The sequence below is a fragment of the Pseudomonas sp. M5 genome (assembly GCF_016907075.1).
GTDB lineage: Bacteria > Pseudomonadota > Gammaproteobacteria > Pseudomonadales > Pseudomonadaceae > Aquipseudomonas > Aquipseudomonas putida_E.
Genome location: NZ_JAFBBH010000001.1, coordinates 527,614 through 545,858 on the forward strand (window position 1 = coordinate 527,614; position 18,245 = coordinate 545,858).

Genomic DNA, 18,245 nt, shown 5'->3' on the forward strand with positions numbered 1-18,245 from the left:
CGCACTAGGCCTTGATGCAAGAGGCAAGGCGTAGCAGGTAGGCGTCGAAGACCGCTTCGACGTCGACCTGGTCCGGGGCGCGCAGCCACTGGATCTGCAGGCCATCCATCACGGCGAAGATCTCGGTCGCCAACGCCTTCGCATCAATGTCCTTGCGCACCTCGCCATGCTCGACCAGCGCCGCCAGGTGCGCCTGGGCGTGGGCGTGGGTCAGTGCGAATTTCTCCTTGTACCAAGGCCAGGCCGGGTGCTGCTCGGACAGGCTTTCGACGCTGATCATCATCGAAGCCTGGCATTCAAGCAGGTTCTGCACGCTGAAATTCATGCTCATGCGCACGAACGCCAGGAAGTTCGCAAGCGTCGGCGCCATCTCCAGCTCGGCAAACTTCTCCGTCACTCGCCGATCGCGCCGATCGAGCAAGGCCTGCAGCAACGACACCTTGTTGGGGAAGTGATGCAACAGCCCGACCGTGGTGATGCCGGCGATTTCGGCCACATCGCGCATGGAGGCTGCCGCATAACCGTCTTTGGCGAACACGGCGGTGGCCGCATCCAGCAGGGCGGCGCGGCGCATCTCGCCCTTGGGGGCACGGCGGCGTTTGGTGACCGGTGCGCTGGACGCTTCGGTTTCGTGATCCTGACCTGACATAAACCAACTTCAAGCTGTAGTGGGTGGTGTGCCGGTTCCGCTGAAGCGGCGAGGGCGATTATGGCAAAAGTTCTAGGGTTCGTGCGCCCGGTATGCGCCTGGGCGGTTGATCAGGATGGCCGTTGCGACGCTGGCCAGTGCGACCAGGGCATTGCCGACCCACAGCCCGAGCATGATGCCGCTGGCACCCTGCAGCGCTGCGCCTGCGGTGACGAAGGGCAGGGTACCCAAGGTGGCGCGAAGCCAGGCGTAGAAGGCCACCCACCCTGCCTGGCCACGGCAGATGAACAGCGAAATGGCGATGAAGTCCAGGCCCATGATGACCCACAGCCCCGGCCCGTACCGGCACAGGTCCTCGATCAGCGCCTGCCCCGGGCCTGACAGCGCGAAGGCATGGCCAAGCCACGGCGCGGCGCTTGCCAGCACTGCCCAGGCGACCAGGCCGTACACCACCACCAGCCTGGCGGCGCTGTGCAAGGCTGCCTGTGAACGCGCATGGCGGTGCGCGCCCAGATTCTGTGCCAGGATCGGCACCAGCGCGCCCGGCAAGGCGAAGTACAGGCAGTAGGTAATCTGCAGCACTCTGTCCATCACCGCCATGCCGGCCATGACCGAGACCCCGAACAGCGCCAGTTGCGCCATGGTGTAGGTCAGGGCAACGGGCATCGCCAGATTAGCGAGAGTGTAAGGCAAGGCAATGCGCATGATGCGGGCGCCATACAGCCGCAGCAGGCGTAGGCGTATGCGCGTGGCAAGGCCGACATGGGCCCTGACCAGGTACAGGCCCGTCAGGCTGCCTGCTGTGGCGGCCACCAGGCAGGAAAGGCCGGCGCCCAACAGTTTCAGGTCCAGACCAAAGATCAGTATCGGGTCGACGATGGCCAGGCAGGCGGCACTGGCCAGCACCACTGCCAGCGCGCGCCCGCTCAAACCTTGTGCCCGGAGCACCTGGGCCGTGGCTTGAGTGAGCGCCATCAGCACCGACGCCACCAGCGTCATGGCAATGAATTGCCGGGCAAGCGGTGAGGCGGGCGCATCGGCCCCCACCAGGCCGGCGAAGAAGTCCAGGTTGTACCACTGCAGTGCAGACACACTGGCCGAGACCAGCGCGGCGAGGATCAGCATGTGGCTGGTCAGCACAGGCACCGAGGCGCTCGAACCCTGGCCGACCCTGCGGGAGATCATGGTGCCTGCAGCGACGACAATGCCCGCCACCAGGCTTGAATTGAAAAAGGCCAGGGTCTTGGCGATGCCTACCGCAGCAATGAGTACTTCGTCATGCAGCAGGGCGACATACGTGAGCGTGAGAATGTCGGTCAGGAAAATCGCCAGCAGGCTCAGCGCACTGGTAAACGCCATTACCCGGACGTGGTGGGTCAATGAACCTTGGGTGAATGTGGCGGGGTGCTTCATCTTGGGGGTTACCGCTAGGGTGGGTGCAACAGTGCGGTACCAAGACAACGTGGGCTGCGAAGAGTTTAACGGAAAAGCCGCGTGAGTGTTCTTCACCCGACACGCTGCAACTGCCACGTGGTAGCTGGCCGGCCGGGCTCAATTCAGCCGTAGCAACCGGTCCAGTGACAGAGCGCCGGCACCGCGGGCTATCAGCAATAGCAGCAGGCCAGCCCACGACAGGTGAGTAGGCCAGGCGTCCGGGTAGACGAACACCTGGATGACCGCTGTCATGCCGAGCAGGGCAAGCGCTGAAAGCCGGGTGAACAGGCCCAGTACCAATAGCAGTGGGAACAGGTGCTCGGCGTAGGTTGCCAGGTGGGCTGCGAGCCAGGGCGAAAGCAGCGGCAAGGCATACTCGCTCTGGAACAGCTCGTAGGTACTGGGCGTGATGCTCAGCAAGCCTTCGACCTTGGTGCGGCCTGACAGGAAAAATATCGAGGCGATGCCCAGCCGTGCGACCAGGCACAACGCACTGTCGTTGAGCAGCCGTTGCAGGCGGTCGGCAAGGCCGTTCCAGCGTTGGCGCAGGCCAGTGGCCGGCGCAGTAGGGTGCAAGGTGTCCATGGCCGTTCCTTCAATCGAATGAAAGCGGGAGAAAGACCCGGGCCTGCATCAGGCGACCGAGCAGGCTGGTGAAGTCGAGGCCAGGCTGGCGTTGCAGGGCAAGTTGCGAGGCGCCTTCCAGTGTGTGACCGGCTGCGCAGGCATCCAGGAACGTGCAGCCACCGGCCTCGAGTGGCTGATGGTTCACGCCGTCCTGGTCGGCGCTCAACAGTGCGCCTTCTGCCACCCAGGGTTGCGACTGTGGCCATGGCAGGCCTTCGCGGCTGCAGCGCCACAGGCTAAGTGCCGGGTTAGCGGCGAACCACTGCCAGCGCACGTTCTGGCGCGGCCGCAGGTGGCTGCGACCCAGGTCACTGGCCGTCATGCCTGCCAGGTCGGCCAGGGCCAGGCAAGGTTGCTCGATGGCGCTGAACACTTCGCACCAATGCCAGTCCAGGCGTGCGACATCGGCCAGGTAGGGCAGGCCGTGGCTGGCCTGGCTGTCTTGCAGAAACGCCGCGAACGTCGCACCGTAGCGGATCAGCCGTGCGTCGTCAGGTGGGGTGTGTTGTGCGTAGGCGGCAGCGGTTTGCTGCATCCAGTCGGCGCCGACCAATGTTTCGACACTGGGAAAGTTGGCGCGCAGTGCGTCCACGCAGCCGGCGATCACGGTATTGCGGTAGACCGCGAACGCCGGTTGGCGTGTCAGGTTGTGCAGCAGCGGAGCAGGGCGCAGGTAGAGTGCGTCGATGAAGGCATCCTGGAACTGGCCAAGTGGCAGGTTCATGGCAAGGCTCCTGCGTGGTCGAGGGTCGACTGGGCAATCGCCCGTTCGGCAAGCAGTTCATCGAAGGCGGGGAGGTTGCCGTCGCGTTCGATCAGTGTCGGGCGCGCGCCGATGCGCGCGATCAGCCGGCGGTACAAGGCCCAGACCGGTTCGGCAATGGCTGCATCGTGTGAGTCGATGAGCAGTGTGCCTTGGTCGTCGTGGCTGTGGCCGGCCAGGTGCACTTCGCTGATGGCATGGGCCGGGAAGCGGTCGAGGTAGCCCTGGGCGTTGAAACCCAGGTTGTGGGCGCTGACATGAACATTGTTGATGTCCAGCAACAGCGTGCAGCCGGTGCGGCGCACCAGCTCGCCGAGGAACTCGATTTCGTCCAGGTCGTGCCCTTGCAGTTGCAGGTAGTGGCTGGGGTTTTCGATGGCGATGCAGCGCCCCAGGGCATCCTGGGTGCGCAGGATATTGTCACTGATGCGTGCCAAGGCTTCGTGGCTGCGGGGGAACGGCAGCAGGTCGGGGTGATACTGGTCACGCCAGGTGGACCAGGCCAGGTGCTCCGACACCAGCACCGGGTTTACCTGGTCGATCAGCACGCGCAACCGGCGCAGGTGGGTGATGTCCGGTTCGGCGTCCGCTGCCAGTGACAGGGCAACGCCGTGCAGCGACAGCGCATGGCGTTCGGCCATGCGCTGCAGCCACGCCAGGCGCGGCCCGCCGACCATGTAGTTCTCTGGATGCACCTCGTACCAAAGGCCGTCGGCGTCGCAGGCCAAGGCCTGGGCAAAGTGTTCAGGCTTGAGCCCGAGCCCGGCGCCCAGAGGGGCAGTTCGGTTCATGGTCGGCGGCCTCTGCTCAAGACTTGATCGGGGTCAGTGAACCCATGCCATTGGGCGTCTTGATCGAGGTGCAGGTGCCGGCCGGGACGTTTTTCCAGGCCATGGCGTCGTAGTCTTTTTTGGAGCTGCCTGCGCAACTGGTGCCGGCACCGGCTTTGCAGTCGTTCTTGCCGGCCATGGCGACGCCGTAGCATTTTTCCATGGCTGCACCGTTGCTGGTGGTATCGGCGGCGGTGGCGACGCTGGCCATGGAAGCAAGGGCCAGGGCGGCAGTGGTAAGGGCGAGGGTATTCATGGGGGTGTCTCCAGAGAATGGGGCCGTGGTGATGTACCGAAGGCTCATGGACTAGTTCGCGGTGGCCGCTGCTGCGGTTACAGGCCCTCGAAAATATTTTCAGGTTGCTGCATTTGCCCTGACCCATACGCTGAAAAGCGCAGCAGCGGCTAAGGTTCGATAAAAGAAAAAACTACAGACGGTGTAACCTTGGCCCCCCATGCAACGAACTAACTCTCAGGACCACCTCGGCGCACGCGAGGCGCAGTTGCAGGCCTTGCTGCTGCGCGGGCTGGCGGGCGATGCACGGGCCTACCGCGAATTCCTTGCGGCGCTGGCGCTGCATGTGCGTGGGTTTCTGCGGCGGCGGCTGCAGCAGCGCCCGGCCGAAATCGAAGACTTGCTGCAGGAAGTGTTGCTGGCCGTGCATAACGCACGTCATACCTACCAGCCGCAACAGCCGCTGACGGCGTGGGTACAGGCGATTGCCCGTTACAAGCTGGCAGATTACCTGCGCCGCTATGCGCATCACGACGCGTTGCACGAGGTGCTGGAAGACGACAGTGACCTGTTCGCCACCAGTGATGAAGCGCCTGCCCAGGCCAATCGCGACCTGGGCAAGCTGCTGGGGCGGTTGCCGGCGCGCCAGCGCTTGCCCATCGTCCACGTCAAGCTCGAAGGGCTGTCGGTGGAGGAGACTGCGCGTATCACCGGGTTGTCCTGTTCGGCGGTCAAGGTGGGCATACACCGGGGGCTCAAGGCGCTGGCCAAGCTGATTCGAGGCAGTGAAGAGCATGAAGACTGATGAACTGATTACCCTGCTGGCTGCTGGTGAGGCGCCGGTGGGCCGTCATGCGCTGGCACGGCGCCTGGCGTTGGCGTTGCTTGCAGGCACACTGGCTGCGGTGCTGATGACGGTGGCCGTCTATGGCGTGCGCAGCGACCTTGCCGAAGTGGCGCGTACGCCGCTGTTCTGGGCCAAGCTGGCCTTGCCCGCCAGCCTGGCGCTGCTCGGGCTGTGGTTGACGCAGCGCCTGGCCAGGCCCGGCGTGCGCGGCGGGATGGTGTGGCAACTGCTCGGGCTACCGTTGCTGCTGGTCTGGCTGGGAGCAGCGATCAGCCTGTTCGGGGCTCCGGTCGAAGCCCGTGCCGATTTGATCTTTGGGCGTACCTGGCGCACCTGTGCGTTGAACATCACGCTGCTGTGCGTGCCGGTGTTCATCACCCTGTTCTGGGCATTGCGTGGCCTGGCACCGACGCGGCTGCGCCAGGCTGGCGCAGCCGCGGGCCTGCTCGCCGGTGCGACCGCAACCTTGGTTTACTGCCTGCACTGCCCGGAAATGCAGGTGCCGTTCTGGGGGACCTGGTACGTGCTGGGGATGTTGGTGCCCACGCTGACGGGAGCAGTGCTTGGCCCGCGTTTGTTGAGGTGGTGAAGATGTAGAGCCTGGCTGATCGGGCGATACGGTGGGCTAGCGCAATGTTCGCTCAATTCCCCCAACCAGCAGGCTTTCCATCAACCCCAACCCTTGTTCCTCAGGCAAAGCCTTCAGCATTCCAGGCAACTGGTTGAGCAACGTCGCCACCACCTGCGCCGTCGCCGCCAATGCTGCGTCGGGCAGTTTCGCCTGCGGTGCGATCAACCGCAGCAACCCTGTCTCGTAACGTTTGCGCAACAACGCCAGGCGCGTTTGCTGCGCTTCGCTCAGGCAGCAGAAGTCCCGTGCGGCCAGGCGAAACTGCAGGGGCCGTTCGGCATGCAGTTGCCAGTGCGCTGCAATCAGGCAAGCCAACGCCGAACCGCCGCGCGCTGTAGCACGGCGGCCAAGCTCCAGCGTTGCCTGCAGCTCCTCGTACAACTCTTCGATCAGGTCGTACAGCAAGTCCTGCTTGCTCGGGAAGTGGTGATACAGCGAACCTGCGGTCACGCCCAGATGTGCCGCCAGTTCGCGCATGCTCACCTGGCCGAAGCCCTTCTCGGCGAACAGCGCCATGGCCCGGTCACGTCGCTCTTCAAAATTGGCACAGCGCATCGCGGCATTGACCGGGGGCATGCTGTTAGCTCCTCAGTAGGTGAAGAAGCCGCGGCCGCTCTTGCGCCCCAGCCAGCCGGCCGCGACCATTTCCCTTAGCAGTGGGGCAGGGCGGTACTTGCTGTCGTTGAAGCCCTCATGGAAGGCTTCCATGATCGCCAGCAAGGTGTCCAGGCCAATCAGGTCGGCCAGCGCCAGCGGGCCGATCGGCTGGTTGCAACCCAGGCGCATGCCGGTGTCGATGTCTTCGGCACTGGCCAGGCCCTCCTGGCGCACGAAGATCGCTTCGTTGATCATCGGCACCAGGATGCGGTTGACCACGAAGCCCGGGCGGTTACCGGCAGTGATCGGCGTCTTGCCGAGCTTCTCGGTAACCAGCAGGGCCTGGGCATAGGTGCTGTCGCTGGTTTGCAGGCCACGGATGATCTCGACCAGGGCCATCATCGGCACCGGGTTGAAGAAGTGCACGCCGATGAACCGCGCAGGGTGCTCGATACTGGCCGCCAGCTGGGTCACCGACAGTGACGAGGTGTTGGTGGCAATCAGGCAATCGGGCGCCACGTTGGCAGCCACTTGCTGGAGGATGCGTTGCTTGAGCTGCAGGTTTTCGGTCGCCGCCTCGATCACCAGTTGCGCAGTGCTCAAGCGGGCATAATCGGTGCTGGTGCTGATGCGCGCTTTGGCTGCGCTGGCGCGCTCAGCATCGAGGGTACCCTTGTTGACCTGGCGCTCCAGGTTTTTGCTCAGGGTGGCGACGCCGCGCTCTAGTGCGGCCTCGGCGACATCCACCAGCAGCACCTGATAGCCGGCCACCGCGCAGACTTGCGCGATGCCGTTGCCCATGGTGCCGGCGCCGATCACGGCGATCTGTTCAATGCTCATGTTGCAAGTTCCCTCAGACGCGCTCGAAGACGACGGCGATGCCCTGGCCGCCGCCAATGCACATGGTGGCCAACGCGTAGCGGCCCTGAATGCGCTGCAGTTCATGGATGGCCTTGGTGGCAATGATCGCCCCGGTGGCACCCACCGGGTGGCCCAGGGAAATGCCGGACCCGTTCGGGTTGACCTTCTGCGGGTCGAAGTCCAGCGCGCGGGCCACGGCACAGGCTTGGGCGGCGAAGGCTTCATTGGACTCGATCACGTCCAGGTCGCTGATGTTCAGGCCGGCCTTTTCCAGCGCTTTGCGTGTTGCCGGAATCGGCCCCAGGCCCATCAGCTCGGGCTCGACGCCGGCATGGGCGTAGGCCACCAGGCGCGCCAGCGGCTTGAGGCCCAGGCGGCGTACGGCGTCACCGGTCGCCAGCACCAGGCCGGCAGCGCCGTCGTTGATGCCGCTGGCGTTGCCGGCGGTAACGGTGCCGTCTTTCTTGAAGACGGTCTTCATGCCGGCCAGCTGTTCGGCGGTCACATCGCCGCGTACGTGTTCGTCAACGGCGAACTCGACGGTGCCTTTGCGGGTTTTCAGTTCCAGCGGCACGATCTGGCTGGCGAAGCGCCCTTCAGCGATGGCACGGGCGGCGCGGCGCTGGCTGGTCAGGGCCAGTTCATCCTGCATCTGGCGGGTGATGCCGTGCTTGGCGGCGACATTTTCCGCCGTGATGCCCATGTGGAAGTGTTCGAACGGGTCCTGCAGAACGCCGACGGTGTAGTCGATGCCTTGCAGGTCGCCCATGCGCGCACCCCAGCGGGCCTGTGGCAGCAAGTAAGGGCCACGGCTCATGGACTCGGCACCGGCGGCCAGGGCCACATCGGCATCACCCAGCAGCAGGCACTGGGTAGCGGAAACGATGGCCTGAAGGCCCGAACCGCACAGGCGGTTGACGTTGAACGCCGGGGTTTCCTTGGGGATGCCAGCGTTCATCGCGGCGACCCGCGACAGGTAAGCATCGCGTGGCTCGGTGGGGATGACATTACCCATGACTACATGGCCGACCTGCTCAGGGGCTACGCCCGAGCGCTCGAGGGCGGCGCGGCTGATGGCGGTGGCGAGGTCTGCCAGCGGCAGGTCCTTGAGCGAGCCACCAAAACCACCGATGGCGGAACGGACGGCACTGACGACGTAGATTTCTGCGCTGCTCATAGAGGCTCCGATTGCGAAGGCATGGCGGGAGCGGGCCAGGCTCTGCGAGAATGGCCGGCGCTCCCTCGTTGAGTCCGAGTCTAGGCAAAGGCCCTGTTCCAGCCTATGCCGGATCTGTTCAGTCAACCTGGCACTTTTTGCCACTCAGCATAGACAGCGAATAACGCCATGCGCGATAGCGATTCGGTCGCCGTGTACTTTCTCAATGCCATGTTTCATGCCCTGCGCGACCAGCCCTTGGTGCGTGACGCCCATCTGCGTGCGGTGGGCATCGACCCGGCGCTGCTCGATCAGCCACAGGCCCGCGTACCGGCCAAGGCGTTCGCCCAACTATGGCTGACGCAGATCCAGCTGCTGGACGATGAGTTCTTTCGCCTCGACAGCCATGGCATGCCGCTGGGCAGCTTTGCCCTGATCTGCCGCGGCCTTATCCAGGAGCCGAACCTGGACAAGGCACTGCGCCAATGCTTGGGCAATTTCAGCCTGTTCCTGCATGACCTGCGCGGCAGCCTGACGGTGCGCGCCGGGCGGGCTGTGATCAGCGTGCACTCGGACATTGCCGACCCGTTGACCCGGGTTTATGCCGAGGAGACCTATCTGGTGCTGGTGGTTGGCCTGCTGTGCTGGCTGGCCGGGCGCCGTCTGGCCATCGACCGCACCGAGCTTGCAGTGGCGCGCCCGGCCCAGGACGACGACCTGCTGCTGTGGGGGCCGGACTTGCGTCTGGGCAGCGGGCGCACCGAGGTTGAGTTCGACAGCGCTTATCTGCGTCTGCCGGTGGTCCAGGACCTGGCCGGTCTGAAAACCTTCCTGCGTAGCGCGCCCCAGGGCCTGGTGATCCGCTTTCGCAACCAGAATGGGTTGGTGGCCCAGGTGTACCGGCATCTGCGTGCCCGGCGCTATGGGCAATGGCCGACGCTGGCGGCCCTGGCTGAGCATCAGGGGATCAGTGCCAGCACTTTCCGCCGCCAGTTGGAGCGCGAAGGGCGTTCGTATCAGCAGATCAAGGATGAGGTGCGTCGCGCCATGGCGTTCGAGCGTTTGCGTGAGGGGGTGATGAGCATTGCTGAAATCGCCGAGCAGGCGGGGTTTCAGGAGCCCAGTGCGTTTCATCGGGCGTTCAAGAAGTGGACGGGGCAAAGCCCGGGGAGATATCGGGCTAGGTTGGTTGGGCAGTAGCGTTGGCCCAGCCTGGCCGGCCTCAGCGCCTGCACGGCCCAGCCATGGGCCGAAGCGCTTGACGGGCATCCATGCCCGTCACCTCCCTGCGCAAGACCTGCGCTCGGCCTCCTGAAGTCGCAATCGGCGGTGCCTGGCATACCGCGCACTTAGAAGCAAAAGCAAAAGAAAAACAAAGCAAGGCAAACATGAATCAACGGCACCGCAGCAGCGTCCCAGTCGCCTGCTGGCTTCAGAATCGTGCGGTACTCACCGTGATATAGCCCTTGTCCAGCAGCGCAATGCGGATCACCGTCTCATCGGCTGGGGCCTTGCGCTTTTGCTTGATGCAAACGCCCTCGACAGCGATGTTACGGATGCGGTGCGCGATGAGGCGGCCACATGCGTCGAAAAACAACTCGCTGGCCAGCAACTCGATGCGTTCGATCAGCCCCCGCGTGCGCTCGTCGGTGGCACAAAAGAACAGTACTCCCGACCAGTGCGGGTCGTCGTCAGGGTTGCTGACATCATGGGCCAGCAGCTCGCGCAGGGCGCTGCGCAACTCGGCAGTGGTGCGGGTGTGTGGATGCATGCGCAGCTTCCTCTGGGACACAAGTGCCGATCATGTTTCCCATGGTGGTGCGCGGCAAGTAGGACGCTTCCGAGAGGTTGGGTAGGAATTTTCTGAACGTGTAGAGAGGTGCTGGGTGGCTTGCAAGCGGTCGACCTGCAAAAGCCAACCGCGGCCCGGCTCTTCTGTTGGCGGTGAGCTGTCAAGGCGCGGATTACGTGATGGCCGCCGCTCCGGCCTTGGCCACTTGGGCATCCTGTTCAGGCTTGACCCCGGATACACCGATGGCGCCGACCACCTGGCCATCCACCCGCAATGGCACGCCGCCCTCCAGGCTGGTCAGCAGCGGCGCGGTGACGAACGCGGTGCGCCCGCCGTTGACCATCTGTTCGTAATCGCGCGTTTCCTTGCGGCCCAAGGCCGAGCTGCGAGCCTTTTCAACGGCGATGTAGGCGCTGGCTGCCGCGCAGCCGTCCATGCGCTCCAGGCCAAGCGGATGGCCGCCGTCGTCGACCACCGCGATGGTGACCTTCCACTGGTGCGCCAGGGCCTCCTGGCGGGCGGCTGCAAGCAGGCGGGCAACTTCGACCTGGCCGATCACGGACTTGCTATGCATGGCTGTTCTCCTGGTTCAGGGCTGCTTCGACGATTTCGATCCAGTGCCGTACCGGTGTGCGTCCGGCGCCATCGAGGTGGGTCTGACAACCGATGTTGGCGGTGGCGATGAGTTGCGGCTTGCCGCTTTCCAGCGCGTTGAGTCGGTTGTCGCGCAGTTGCCGCGACAGTTCGGGCTGGGTCAGCGAGTAGGTCCCGGCAGAGCCGCAGCACAAATGGCCGTCGGGCACTGCGGTGAGGGTGAAGCCAAGCCGGGCCAGCAGGCTCTCCACCTGGCCGCCGAGCTTGAGGGCGTGCTGCAGGGTGCACGGGCAATGAACGGCCAGGCGTTGTTCGGCGCACACGCCCAGTTGCTCGACCGGCTCGTCGCGCAGCACTTCCACCAAATCGCGTGACAGCGCGCTGACCCGCGCTGCCTTGGCCGCGTAAAGCGGATCCTTATCCAGCAGGTGGCCGTAGTCACGCACGAAGGCGCCGCAGCCGCTGGCGGTCTGCACGATGGCTTCGGCGCCCGCTTCGATGGCGGGCCACCAGGCATCGATGTTGCGCCGGGCACGCTGCAGGCCTTGCTCCTGGGCATTGAGGTGGTAATCAACCGCGCCACAGCAGCCAGCTTCGAATGCAGGTTCCACGCTGATGCCCAGGCGGTCCAGCAACCGCGCGGTGGCGGCGTTGGTGTTGGGCGACAGGGCCGGCTGCACGCAGCCTTCAAGCAGCAGCACGCGGCGCGCGTGGCGCACCGCCGGGCGTTTGCCAGGGGAGGCCACCTGGGCGGGCAACTTGCGCTTGAGTGGGCCCGGCAGGACTGGGCGCAGGGCTTGGCCTGCGCGGGTCAGCGCCTTGAACAGCGCCGGGCGCGGCACCACTGCGCGTAAACCTTGGCGCAGCAGGCGCTGGCCGACCGGGCGGGGCACTTGCTGCTCGACCACGGCGCGGCCGATGTCCAGCAGGTCATGGTATTTGACCCCTGACGGGCAGGTGGTCTCACAGTTGCGGCAGGTCAGGCAGCGGTCCAGGTGCAGTTGAGTGCTTGCGGTGACCGGCGCACCTTCGAGCACTTGCTTGATCAGGTAGATACGCCCGCGCGGTCCGTCCAGTTCATCGCCGAGCAACTGGTAGGTGGGGCAGGTGGCTGTGCAGAAGCCACAGTGCACACACGCGCGCAGGATGCTCTGCGCCTCTTCGGCGCGTGCCAGGCGCTTGGCGCTGTCGCTCAGGTTGGTTTGCATGGCGTGGCCTCACAGGTCCGGGTACAGGCGGCCAGGGTTGAACAGGCCCTGGGGGTCGAGTTGTTGCTTGAGGGCGTGGTGATAACGCATCAGCGCGGCCGGCAGTGGTGCACTGCTGTGCTCGCCTTGGGCATAGCCGGTGGCGTGGCCGCCGGCCTTGGCCGCCAGCTCGCGGATCGCCGTTGCGGGGGCGTTGGACTTCAGCCAGCGCTGCGCGCCGCCCCAGTCGATCAGCTGGCGCCCCGGCAGGTCCAGTTCGGCGGTGGCAATGGGCAACGACAGGCGCCACAGCGGTTCGGGGCCCTCGAAGAAGGCCAGGCGCTGCTCGCGCAGGTCACTCCAGAACGGGCTGTCGAGCACGTCGCCGCCCAGGCGCTGGCGGGCCGATTGCACCGAGCCCTCACCGCCTTCCAGGCGCAGGTACAGTGCTTCGCCGTCGTGGCAGGCTGCGCTGATCGGCAACGGCTGCTGACCCCATTCGGCCAGTTCGGCCAGGGCCTGATGGCGGTCCATCGGCAGGCGCAGGCTCAGGCATTGCCGGGGCCGTGGCAGCACCTTCAGCGACACTTCGGTCAGCAGGCCCAGGCAGCCGAAGCTGCCGGCCATCAGCCGCGAGACGTCGTAACCGGCGACGTTTTTCATCACCTCACCGCCAAAGCGCAGCAGCTTGCCGTGGCCGGTAATGACCCGCGTGCCGAGTACGTAGTCGCGTACCGACCCGGCCCAGGGCCGACGCGGCCCGGACAGCCCCGCTGCTACCATGCCGCCCAGGGTCGCCCCGGCGCCGAGGTGGGGCGGTTCGCACGGCAGCATCTGCCCGGCCTCGAACAGCGCCGCCTCGATCTCTTGCAGTGGCGTACCGGCGCGAGCGGTGAGCACCAGCTCGGTCGGGTCGTAACTGACGATGCCGCGGTGGCCGCGGGTATCGACGAGCTCCCCGACCACCGGGCGCCCCAGCATGGCTTTGCTGTTGCTGCCCTGAATGCGCAGCGGGGTGTTCAGGTTCAAGGCCTGGTTGACCTGTTCGAGCAGGTCCTGGCTCATGTCGCGGTCCAGGCTCATCAGAAGCGCTCCAGGTCAGGGAAGGGCAGTTGCCCGTGGTGCACATGCATGGCACCGAACTCGGCGCAGCGGTGCAGGGTGGGGATGTTCTTGCCCGGGTTGAGCAGCCTTTTGGGATCGAACGCTGCCTTCACGGCATGGAACAGGGTGATTTCGTCGCTGTTGAACTGCGCGCACATCTGGTTGATTTTCTCGCGGCCTACGCCATGTTCGCCGGTGATGCTGCCGCCCACTGCCACGCACAGTTCAAGGATGCGCCCGCCGATGACTTCGGCGCGTTCCAGTTCGCCGGGCAGGTTGGCATCGAACAGGATCAGTGGGTGCATGTTGCCGTCGCCGGCGTGGAACACGTTGGCAACGCGCAGGCCGTACTGCGCGGACAGTTCGCTGATGCCCTTGAGCACGCGCGGCAGTTCGCGGCGCGGGATGGTCCCGTCCATGCAGTAGTAGTCCGGCGAGATGCGCCCCACCGCAGGGAATGCGTTCTTGCGGCCTGCCCAGAAGCGCACGCGCTCGGCCTCGTCGCAGGCCAGGCGCACCTCGCGGGCGCCGGCCTGCTGCAGTACCGCTGCCACACGCTCGCAGTCGTCCTGCACGTCGGCCTCGACACCATCGAGTTCGCACAAAAGGATCGCCGCAGCCTCTACCGGGTAGCCGGCGTGGATGAAGTCTTCGGCGGCGCGGATCGCCAGGTTGTCCATCATTTCCAGGCCACCGGGGATGATCCCGGCAGCGATGATTTCGGCCACGGCCCGGCCGGCGTCTTCCACGCTGTCGAAACTGGCCAGCAGGACCCGGGCGACCTGGGGCTTGGGCAGCAGTTTGACGGTCACTTCGGTGACGATCCCGAGCATGCCTTCGGAACCGGTGAACAGTGCCAGCAGGTCGAAGCCTGGGCTGTCGAGGGCATCGCTGCCCAAGGTCAGGCGTTCGCCTTCGACGGTGAGGATCTCCACCTTGAGCAGGTTGTGTACGGTCAAACCGTACTTCAGGCAGTGCACGCCTCCGGCGTTTTCAGCGACATTGCCGCCGATGGAGCAGGCGATTTGCGAAGAGGGGTCGGGCGCGTAGTAAAGGCCATAGGGCGCCGCTGCGTGGGAAATGGCCAGGTTGCGCACCCCCGGCTGAACCCGGGCGAAACGGCCTTGCGGGTTGACTTCAAGAATGCGGTTGAAGCGTGCCATGACCAGCAGGATACCCTTGGCCAGTGGCAATGCGCCGCCTGACAAGCCCGTGCCGGCACCACGCGCCACGACGGGCACGCCGCGTAGATGGCAGAGCCTGAGCAGCGTCTGCACCTGCTCCAGACGCTCGGGCAGCACCACCATCAGGGGCATGGTGCGGTAAGCAGAGAGGCCGTCGCATTCGTAAGGTGTGAGGTCTTCGCCCCGATGCAGGATCTCAAGGTCGGGCAGCGCTTCGCGCAAGGCCTGCAGCAGGGCCGGCTGGTCCACGGCAGGCAGCGCGCCATCGACCCGTTCGTCGTAGAGAATGTTCATCAGGCTCACTCAACGGCAGTTTTTGTTGTTGTGGGTAAACCGTTCACCCCGCAGCCTGCGCGCCCCGTTGCCTCAGGTCGAGCCTGCAGCGCACTGGTCCTACCAGTTTTTCCGGCAGGTGCTGGTTATTTACCGGTTGGGATGCGTAGATTGGCGCAGGCTATGGAAGTGGTCCTACCAGTTGAGGGGGTGCACATGGTTGCTGAAGGCAAGGCCAAGGTCGCCGACCAGGTTGCCGAGCGGGTCGAACGGTTGATCGTCGAGGGTGTGCTCAAGGTGGGGCAGGCCTTGCCTTCGGAGCGACGCCTGGTGGAAAAGCTCGGCTGTTCACGCTCGGCACTGCGTGAAGGCCTGCGCATCCTGCGCGGGCGCGGCATCATCGACACCGAGCAGGGGCGCGGTTCGTTCGTCGCCGACCTGACCGGGCAGCAGGTGGGCGTCACCCCGCTGATGCACCTGTTCAGCTCGCAACCGCGCACTTTGTTCGACCTGTTGGAAGTGCGCGCGCTGCTCGAGGCCGAGTCCGCACGCCTGGCAGCGTTGCGTGCCACCGATGTGGACCGCCTGCTGATCCGCCGTCGCTACGAAGACATGCTCGCCGCCCACGCAGCGCCCGAAGGGCTGGATGCGCGTGAGCACGCCCACCGCGACCATGCGTTCCACCGGGCGATCAGCGAGGCCTCGCACAACCCGGTGCTGGTGCACACCCTGCAGTCGCTCAGCGACCTGACCTTGAACACGGTGTTCGCATCGGTCAACAACCTGTATTGCCGCCCCGCGCAGAAGCGCCAGATCGACCGCCAACATGCGCGGCTGTATCACGCAGTGATGGAGCAATTGCCGGAGCAGGCGCAGCGGGCGGCGCGCGAACACATCAACGGGATTCGCGACAGTTTGCGCGAGATCGAGCAGGAGGAGCAGCGGCTGGTGCGGGCGACGATGCGCATGGACGGGTGGGGGTGAGGTGACCCTGAGGGCGCCGGATTGCCGGCGGCCCATAGGGCAGTTGTGGAAGTAACTTTATTATTGCGCCAGATGCCGAATCATCGCGACCGTCAGGTACAAGCGCGGCGCCACACTGCTCAGCTCGATGTACTCGTCGTCACCATGCAGCCCCGCGCCGACCACGCCCAGGGTTTCCAGTACCGCCGGCTTGTCGCTGCCCGGTACGTAGGCATAGCCGGCATCGGTGCCGAAGCGCATGGCAATCGGCTCGATCTTGTGGCCGACCTCGGCATACAGCTGCTGGGCAGTCTGGGCCAGCTTCGCCGATGCGTCATTGCGTGCCAGGGGGGGGCGGCCTTTTTCGACGGTGACGGTCGCTTGGGTATCGGCGACCAGCAGTTTTTTCACGATGCGCTGAGCGTCCCCCTGCACCCGGTCGGTCTCGCTCAGATCCGAGTAACGCATGTCCGCTTCGGCAGTGGCCAATGCCGGGATGATGTTGGCCTTTTCGCCGGCTTTGGCCAGGGTCCAGTTCACCGTGGTGCCTTTGCTGGCATCACCCAGGTCTTTGAGCTGGAGCAACTGGTGGGCCAGTTCGGTCAACGCGTTGCGCCCCTCTTCGGGGGCCGAGCCTGCGTGCGAGGCACGGCCCTTGACCTCGAGCCTGAGGCGGTTGATGCCATTGGTGGCGACCGTCACGGCGTCCTTGTCCGGTGGCTCGTAAGAGAACACGTAGTCATGCTTGCGCGCCAGTTCGGCGATGATCTGCTTCGACCCGGCCGAACCCATTTCCTCGTCCGGGTTGAACAGCACGGTGAGCGTGCGGTAACCCTTGAACTCTTGCTGTTGCAGCAGTTTGAGTGCATGCAGGATCATCGCCACGCCACCCTTGGCGTCGGCAACGCCCGGGCCGTAGGCGCGTGGGCCATCCACGCGGAACGGGCGCTTGGCCACGGTGCCAGGGACGAAGACGGTGTCGTAGTGGACCATGAGCAGGAAATCTTTGCTGCCGGTACCTTTGAAGGTGCCGACGATGTTGTCGCCCACTGACGGTTTGGCGGAGTGGGTCTGCACCTGGGCATCCAATGCCTCGAGGCGCTTGACCAGCGCGGCGCTGACTTGTGCAAGGCCGGGCTCTGTGCCGGTACCGGTGTCGACCGAAACCAGGCTCTTGAGGGTTTCAAGGTAGGCTGCCTGTTCGCCCTGGGCTTGTATCAGCAGGTCCTGGGGAGAAGGTTGGGCAGCGGTTGCCTGGGTACAGGCGATCAAAAGCGCCAGGGCGATGGCGTGGGGAGGGCGGGGCAAAGGCATCGGTTCTTCCTTGTCGTGGTGAGCCGTTGAGCCTAGCCCCTCACGCGCGTGCCTGCCCGGCCAACTGCAGCCTTTTCGCGGGCACCCGCAGGGGGCGGGTCGGCCCGCGAGAAAGCCTACAGGCCTCAGTGGTGAGCCATTGGGTCATCTTGGGACAATATGGCTCGAGCCAGCTCTTCATCGCTGGCCTGCAAGCCAGGATTGTCCTTGCGTGCCTGTTCCAGCGCCGATTCCACGTAGGCGCCTCGAATAGCACCACCGCTGGCGACGAATGCAGACAACTCGTCACGGGCGGGGATGATCCGTTTGTCATCCTTGAAAGTCGAATACAGCGAGGCGGATACACCGGCCGAGGTAGCGACGTCGCCCGCATCGACGCGGGCCATGGCAGCACCTGCAGGCAGCAGGAGCAGCAATGCAGGTGCGAGGAATAGGTGGCGCATAGCGTGTTCTCCAATAGCGTGAAGCCCAAGGGAAATACCACTCAGTGAGTAAGATGGCGCAACTGGGGTGGTAGTTCCCTTGGTGGAACATTACCGTCGAGCGCGGATTGACAAAGCTTCCAGCCCTTATGCTGGTGAGCGTCGATACAGCGGGCGTGGCATGCTCGGATCGAGTTCGGTGAGCCTGGAGCCGGCTATGACGAAACCGGCGCGCTCTGCCAGGCGCTGGCTGGCCTGGTTGTCGATATCGGTGGTCAGCCACACCGGCGTTGCGATGGTATCGAGCAGGCCGGTCAATGCTTCGCGCATCAGCCCCTTGCCACTGAACGCCTGGCTGGCCCAGTAACCTACCTCGTACTCAGCGTTGCCCGGGCGCAGGCCGATGCAGCCGATGACTGCGTCACTGTCCGCGTGCAGCACGAAGTACCGCTTTTCGGCTGCGGGGTCGAGAAATTCACGGGCACTCAGTTGCAGGCTCTCGCACACTTCCTGCAGCGTCCAGTCAGGTTTGGCCCAGGCCAGGAAGGGTTGGTGCAGGGTGTAGCTTTCGAGCAGGGCCTGGCGCAGTTGCGCTGCAAGGGCCGGGTCGGGGCGCACCAGGCGGGTGCGCGGGGTGCTCAGGGAGCAAGGGAGTGTGGGGTAGGGCATACGGGCCATCCTGGCATGAGGGGGTATCACTCTACTTTGCGCGTATTGCATTGACCGTGTCGAGCGGGCGTGGTCTGCTCGGCTTGACGACCCATTTGCGATCCCCACCAACA

The 18,245-nt window shown here is 65.0% G+C and carries 21 protein-coding genes; 4 read left to right on the forward strand and 17 right to left on the reverse strand.

The window, feature by feature from the left end; all coding sequences use genetic code 11:
• Positions 1–4: 4 nt before the first annotated feature.
• The 6 genes from JOE27_RS02470 to JOE27_RS02495 all read right to left on the reverse strand — a co-directional run bounded on the left by JOE27_RS02470 (position 5) and on the right by JOE27_RS02495 (position 4,559).
• Complete coding sequence (locus tag JOE27_RS02470) at positions 5–649, reverse strand: TetR/AcrR family transcriptional regulator (protein WP_204917748.1); 645 nt, start codon at positions 647–649, stop codon at positions 5–7.
• 72 nt (positions 650–721) lie between these two features.
• Positions 722–2,062 (reverse strand): MATE family efflux transporter, encoded by a 1,341-nt coding sequence (locus JOE27_RS02475; protein ID WP_119688796.1) that lies wholly within the window; start codon positions 2,060–2,062, stop codon positions 722–724.
• Between the two features lie 138 nt (positions 2,063–2,200).
• Positions 2,201–2,668 carry a DoxX family protein gene (locus JOE27_RS02480; protein ID WP_204917750.1) on the reverse strand — a complete coding sequence of 156 codons (468 nt, stop codon included), beginning with the start codon at positions 2,666–2,668 and terminating at the stop codon, positions 2,201–2,203.
• Positions 2,669–2,678: 10 nt separating this feature from the next.
• Complete coding sequence (locus JOE27_RS02485; protein WP_204917752.1) at positions 2,679–3,434, reverse strand: DNA-binding domain-containing protein; 756 nt, start codon at positions 3,432–3,434, stop codon at positions 2,679–2,681.
• Positions 3,431–4,264, reverse strand: coding sequence for a DUF692 domain-containing protein (locus tag JOE27_RS02490; protein ID WP_204917754.1), 834 nt, complete (start codon positions 4,262–4,264; stop codon positions 3,431–3,433). The genes JOE27_RS02485 and JOE27_RS02490 overlap by 4 nt, the downstream gene beginning before the upstream one ends.
• 16 nt (positions 4,265–4,280) lie before the next feature.
• Positions 4,281–4,559, reverse strand: a complete 279-nt coding sequence (locus JOE27_RS02495) for a DUF2282 domain-containing protein (protein ID WP_115275101.1) — start codon at positions 4,557–4,559, stop codon at positions 4,281–4,283.
• 199 nt (positions 4,560–4,758) lie between these two features.
• On the opposite strand from JOE27_RS02495, the gene JOE27_RS02500 reads away from it, so the two are divergent.
• Positions 4,759–5,343: a sigma-70 family RNA polymerase sigma factor gene (locus tag JOE27_RS02500; protein ID WP_119688800.1), complete on the forward strand. Its 585-nt coding sequence runs from the start codon at positions 4,759–4,761 to the stop codon at positions 5,341–5,343.
• On the forward strand, positions 5,333–5,974 hold the full coding sequence (locus tag JOE27_RS02505) for a DUF1109 domain-containing protein (protein ID WP_204917756.1): 642 nt from the start codon (positions 5,333–5,335) through the stop codon (positions 5,972–5,974). The genes JOE27_RS02500 and JOE27_RS02505 overlap by 11 nt, the downstream gene beginning before the upstream one ends.
• Positions 5,975–6,010: 36 nt before the next feature.
• Here the strand turns inward: JOE27_RS02505 and JOE27_RS02510 are convergent, their stop codons facing one another.
• Genes JOE27_RS02510 through JOE27_RS02520 form a run of 3 tightly spaced genes read right to left on the reverse strand, consistent with a single transcriptional unit; the run spans position 6,011 to position 8,651 of the window.
• Complete coding sequence (locus tag JOE27_RS02510; protein ID WP_174141448.1) at positions 6,011–6,592, reverse strand: TetR/AcrR family transcriptional regulator; 582 nt, start codon at positions 6,590–6,592, stop codon at positions 6,011–6,013.
• A 12-nt stretch (positions 6,593–6,604) separates the two neighbouring features.
• Entirely contained in the window at positions 6,605–7,453 is an 849-nt protein-coding gene (locus JOE27_RS02515) for a 3-hydroxybutyryl-CoA dehydrogenase (protein ID WP_204917758.1), read from the reverse strand.
• A 13-nt stretch (positions 7,454–7,466) separates the two neighbouring features.
• Positions 7,467–8,651 (reverse strand): acetyl-CoA C-acyltransferase family protein, encoded by a 1,185-nt coding sequence (locus JOE27_RS02520; protein WP_046785516.1) that lies wholly within the window; start codon positions 8,649–8,651, stop codon positions 7,467–7,469.
• Positions 8,652–8,819: 168 nt separating this feature from the next.
• Here JOE27_RS02520 and JOE27_RS02525 point away from each other — a divergent pair, with 168 nt between their 5' ends.
• On the forward strand, positions 8,820–9,830 hold the full coding sequence (locus JOE27_RS02525) for an AraC family transcriptional regulator (RefSeq protein WP_119688803.1): 1,011 nt from the start codon (positions 8,820–8,822) through the stop codon (positions 9,828–9,830).
• A 232-nt stretch (positions 9,831–10,062) separates the two neighbouring features.
• Here the strand turns inward: JOE27_RS02525 and JOE27_RS02530 are convergent, their stop codons facing one another.
• The 5 genes from JOE27_RS02530 to glcD form a co-directional block, all read right to left on the reverse strand.
• Entirely contained in the window at positions 10,063–10,401 is a 339-nt protein-coding gene (locus tag JOE27_RS02530) for a hypothetical protein (protein ID WP_125922916.1), read from the reverse strand.
• 193 nt (positions 10,402–10,594) lie between these two features.
• Positions 10,595–10,996: a heme-binding protein gene (locus tag JOE27_RS02535; protein WP_046785513.1), complete on the reverse strand. Its 402-nt coding sequence runs from the start codon at positions 10,994–10,996 to the stop codon at positions 10,595–10,597.
• Positions 10,989–12,224: a glycolate oxidase subunit GlcF gene (glcF, locus tag JOE27_RS02540; protein WP_204917760.1), complete on the reverse strand. Its 1,236-nt coding sequence runs from the start codon at positions 12,222–12,224 to the stop codon at positions 10,989–10,991. Before glcF ends, JOE27_RS02535 begins: the two co-directional genes overlap by 8 nt.
• A gap of 9 nt (positions 12,225–12,233) precedes the next feature.
• Positions 12,234–13,286, reverse strand: coding sequence for a glycolate oxidase subunit GlcE (gene glcE / locus JOE27_RS02545; protein WP_204917762.1), 1,053 nt, complete (start codon positions 13,284–13,286; stop codon positions 12,234–12,236).
• The gene (gene glcD / locus JOE27_RS02550; RefSeq protein WP_204917765.1) at positions 13,286–14,785 is read right to left on the reverse strand and encodes a glycolate oxidase subunit GlcD; all 1,500 of its coding nucleotides are present in this window, start codon (positions 14,783–14,785) and stop codon (positions 13,286–13,288) included. The genes glcE and glcD overlap by 1 nt, the downstream gene beginning before the upstream one ends.
• A gap of 195 nt (positions 14,786–14,980) precedes the next feature.
• On the opposite strand from glcD, the gene glcC reads away from it, so the two are divergent.
• Positions 14,981–15,748: a transcriptional regulator GlcC gene (glcC, locus tag JOE27_RS02555; RefSeq protein WP_125922921.1), complete on the forward strand. Its 768-nt coding sequence runs from the start codon at positions 14,981–14,983 to the stop codon at positions 15,746–15,748.
• Between the two features lie 60 nt (positions 15,749–15,808).
• Here glcC and JOE27_RS02560 read toward each other — a convergent pair whose 3' ends face one another.
• The 3 genes from JOE27_RS02560 to JOE27_RS02570 form a co-directional block, all read right to left on the reverse strand.
• On the reverse strand, positions 15,809–17,041 hold the full coding sequence (locus JOE27_RS02560; RefSeq protein ID WP_204917767.1) for a M20/M25/M40 family metallo-hydrolase: 1,233 nt from the start codon (positions 17,039–17,041) through the stop codon (positions 15,809–15,811).
• 125 nt (positions 17,042–17,166) lie between these two features.
• Positions 17,167–17,484 carry a DUF2388 domain-containing protein gene (locus JOE27_RS02565; protein ID WP_012314094.1) on the reverse strand — a complete coding sequence of 106 codons (318 nt, stop codon included), beginning with the start codon at positions 17,482–17,484 and terminating at the stop codon, positions 17,167–17,169.
• A gap of 126 nt (positions 17,485–17,610) precedes the next feature.
• Positions 17,611–18,132 carry a GNAT family N-acetyltransferase gene (locus JOE27_RS02570; RefSeq protein ID WP_204917769.1) on the reverse strand — a complete coding sequence of 174 codons (522 nt, stop codon included), beginning with the start codon at positions 18,130–18,132 and terminating at the stop codon, positions 17,611–17,613.
• Between the last annotated feature and the right edge of the window lie 113 nt (positions 18,133–18,245).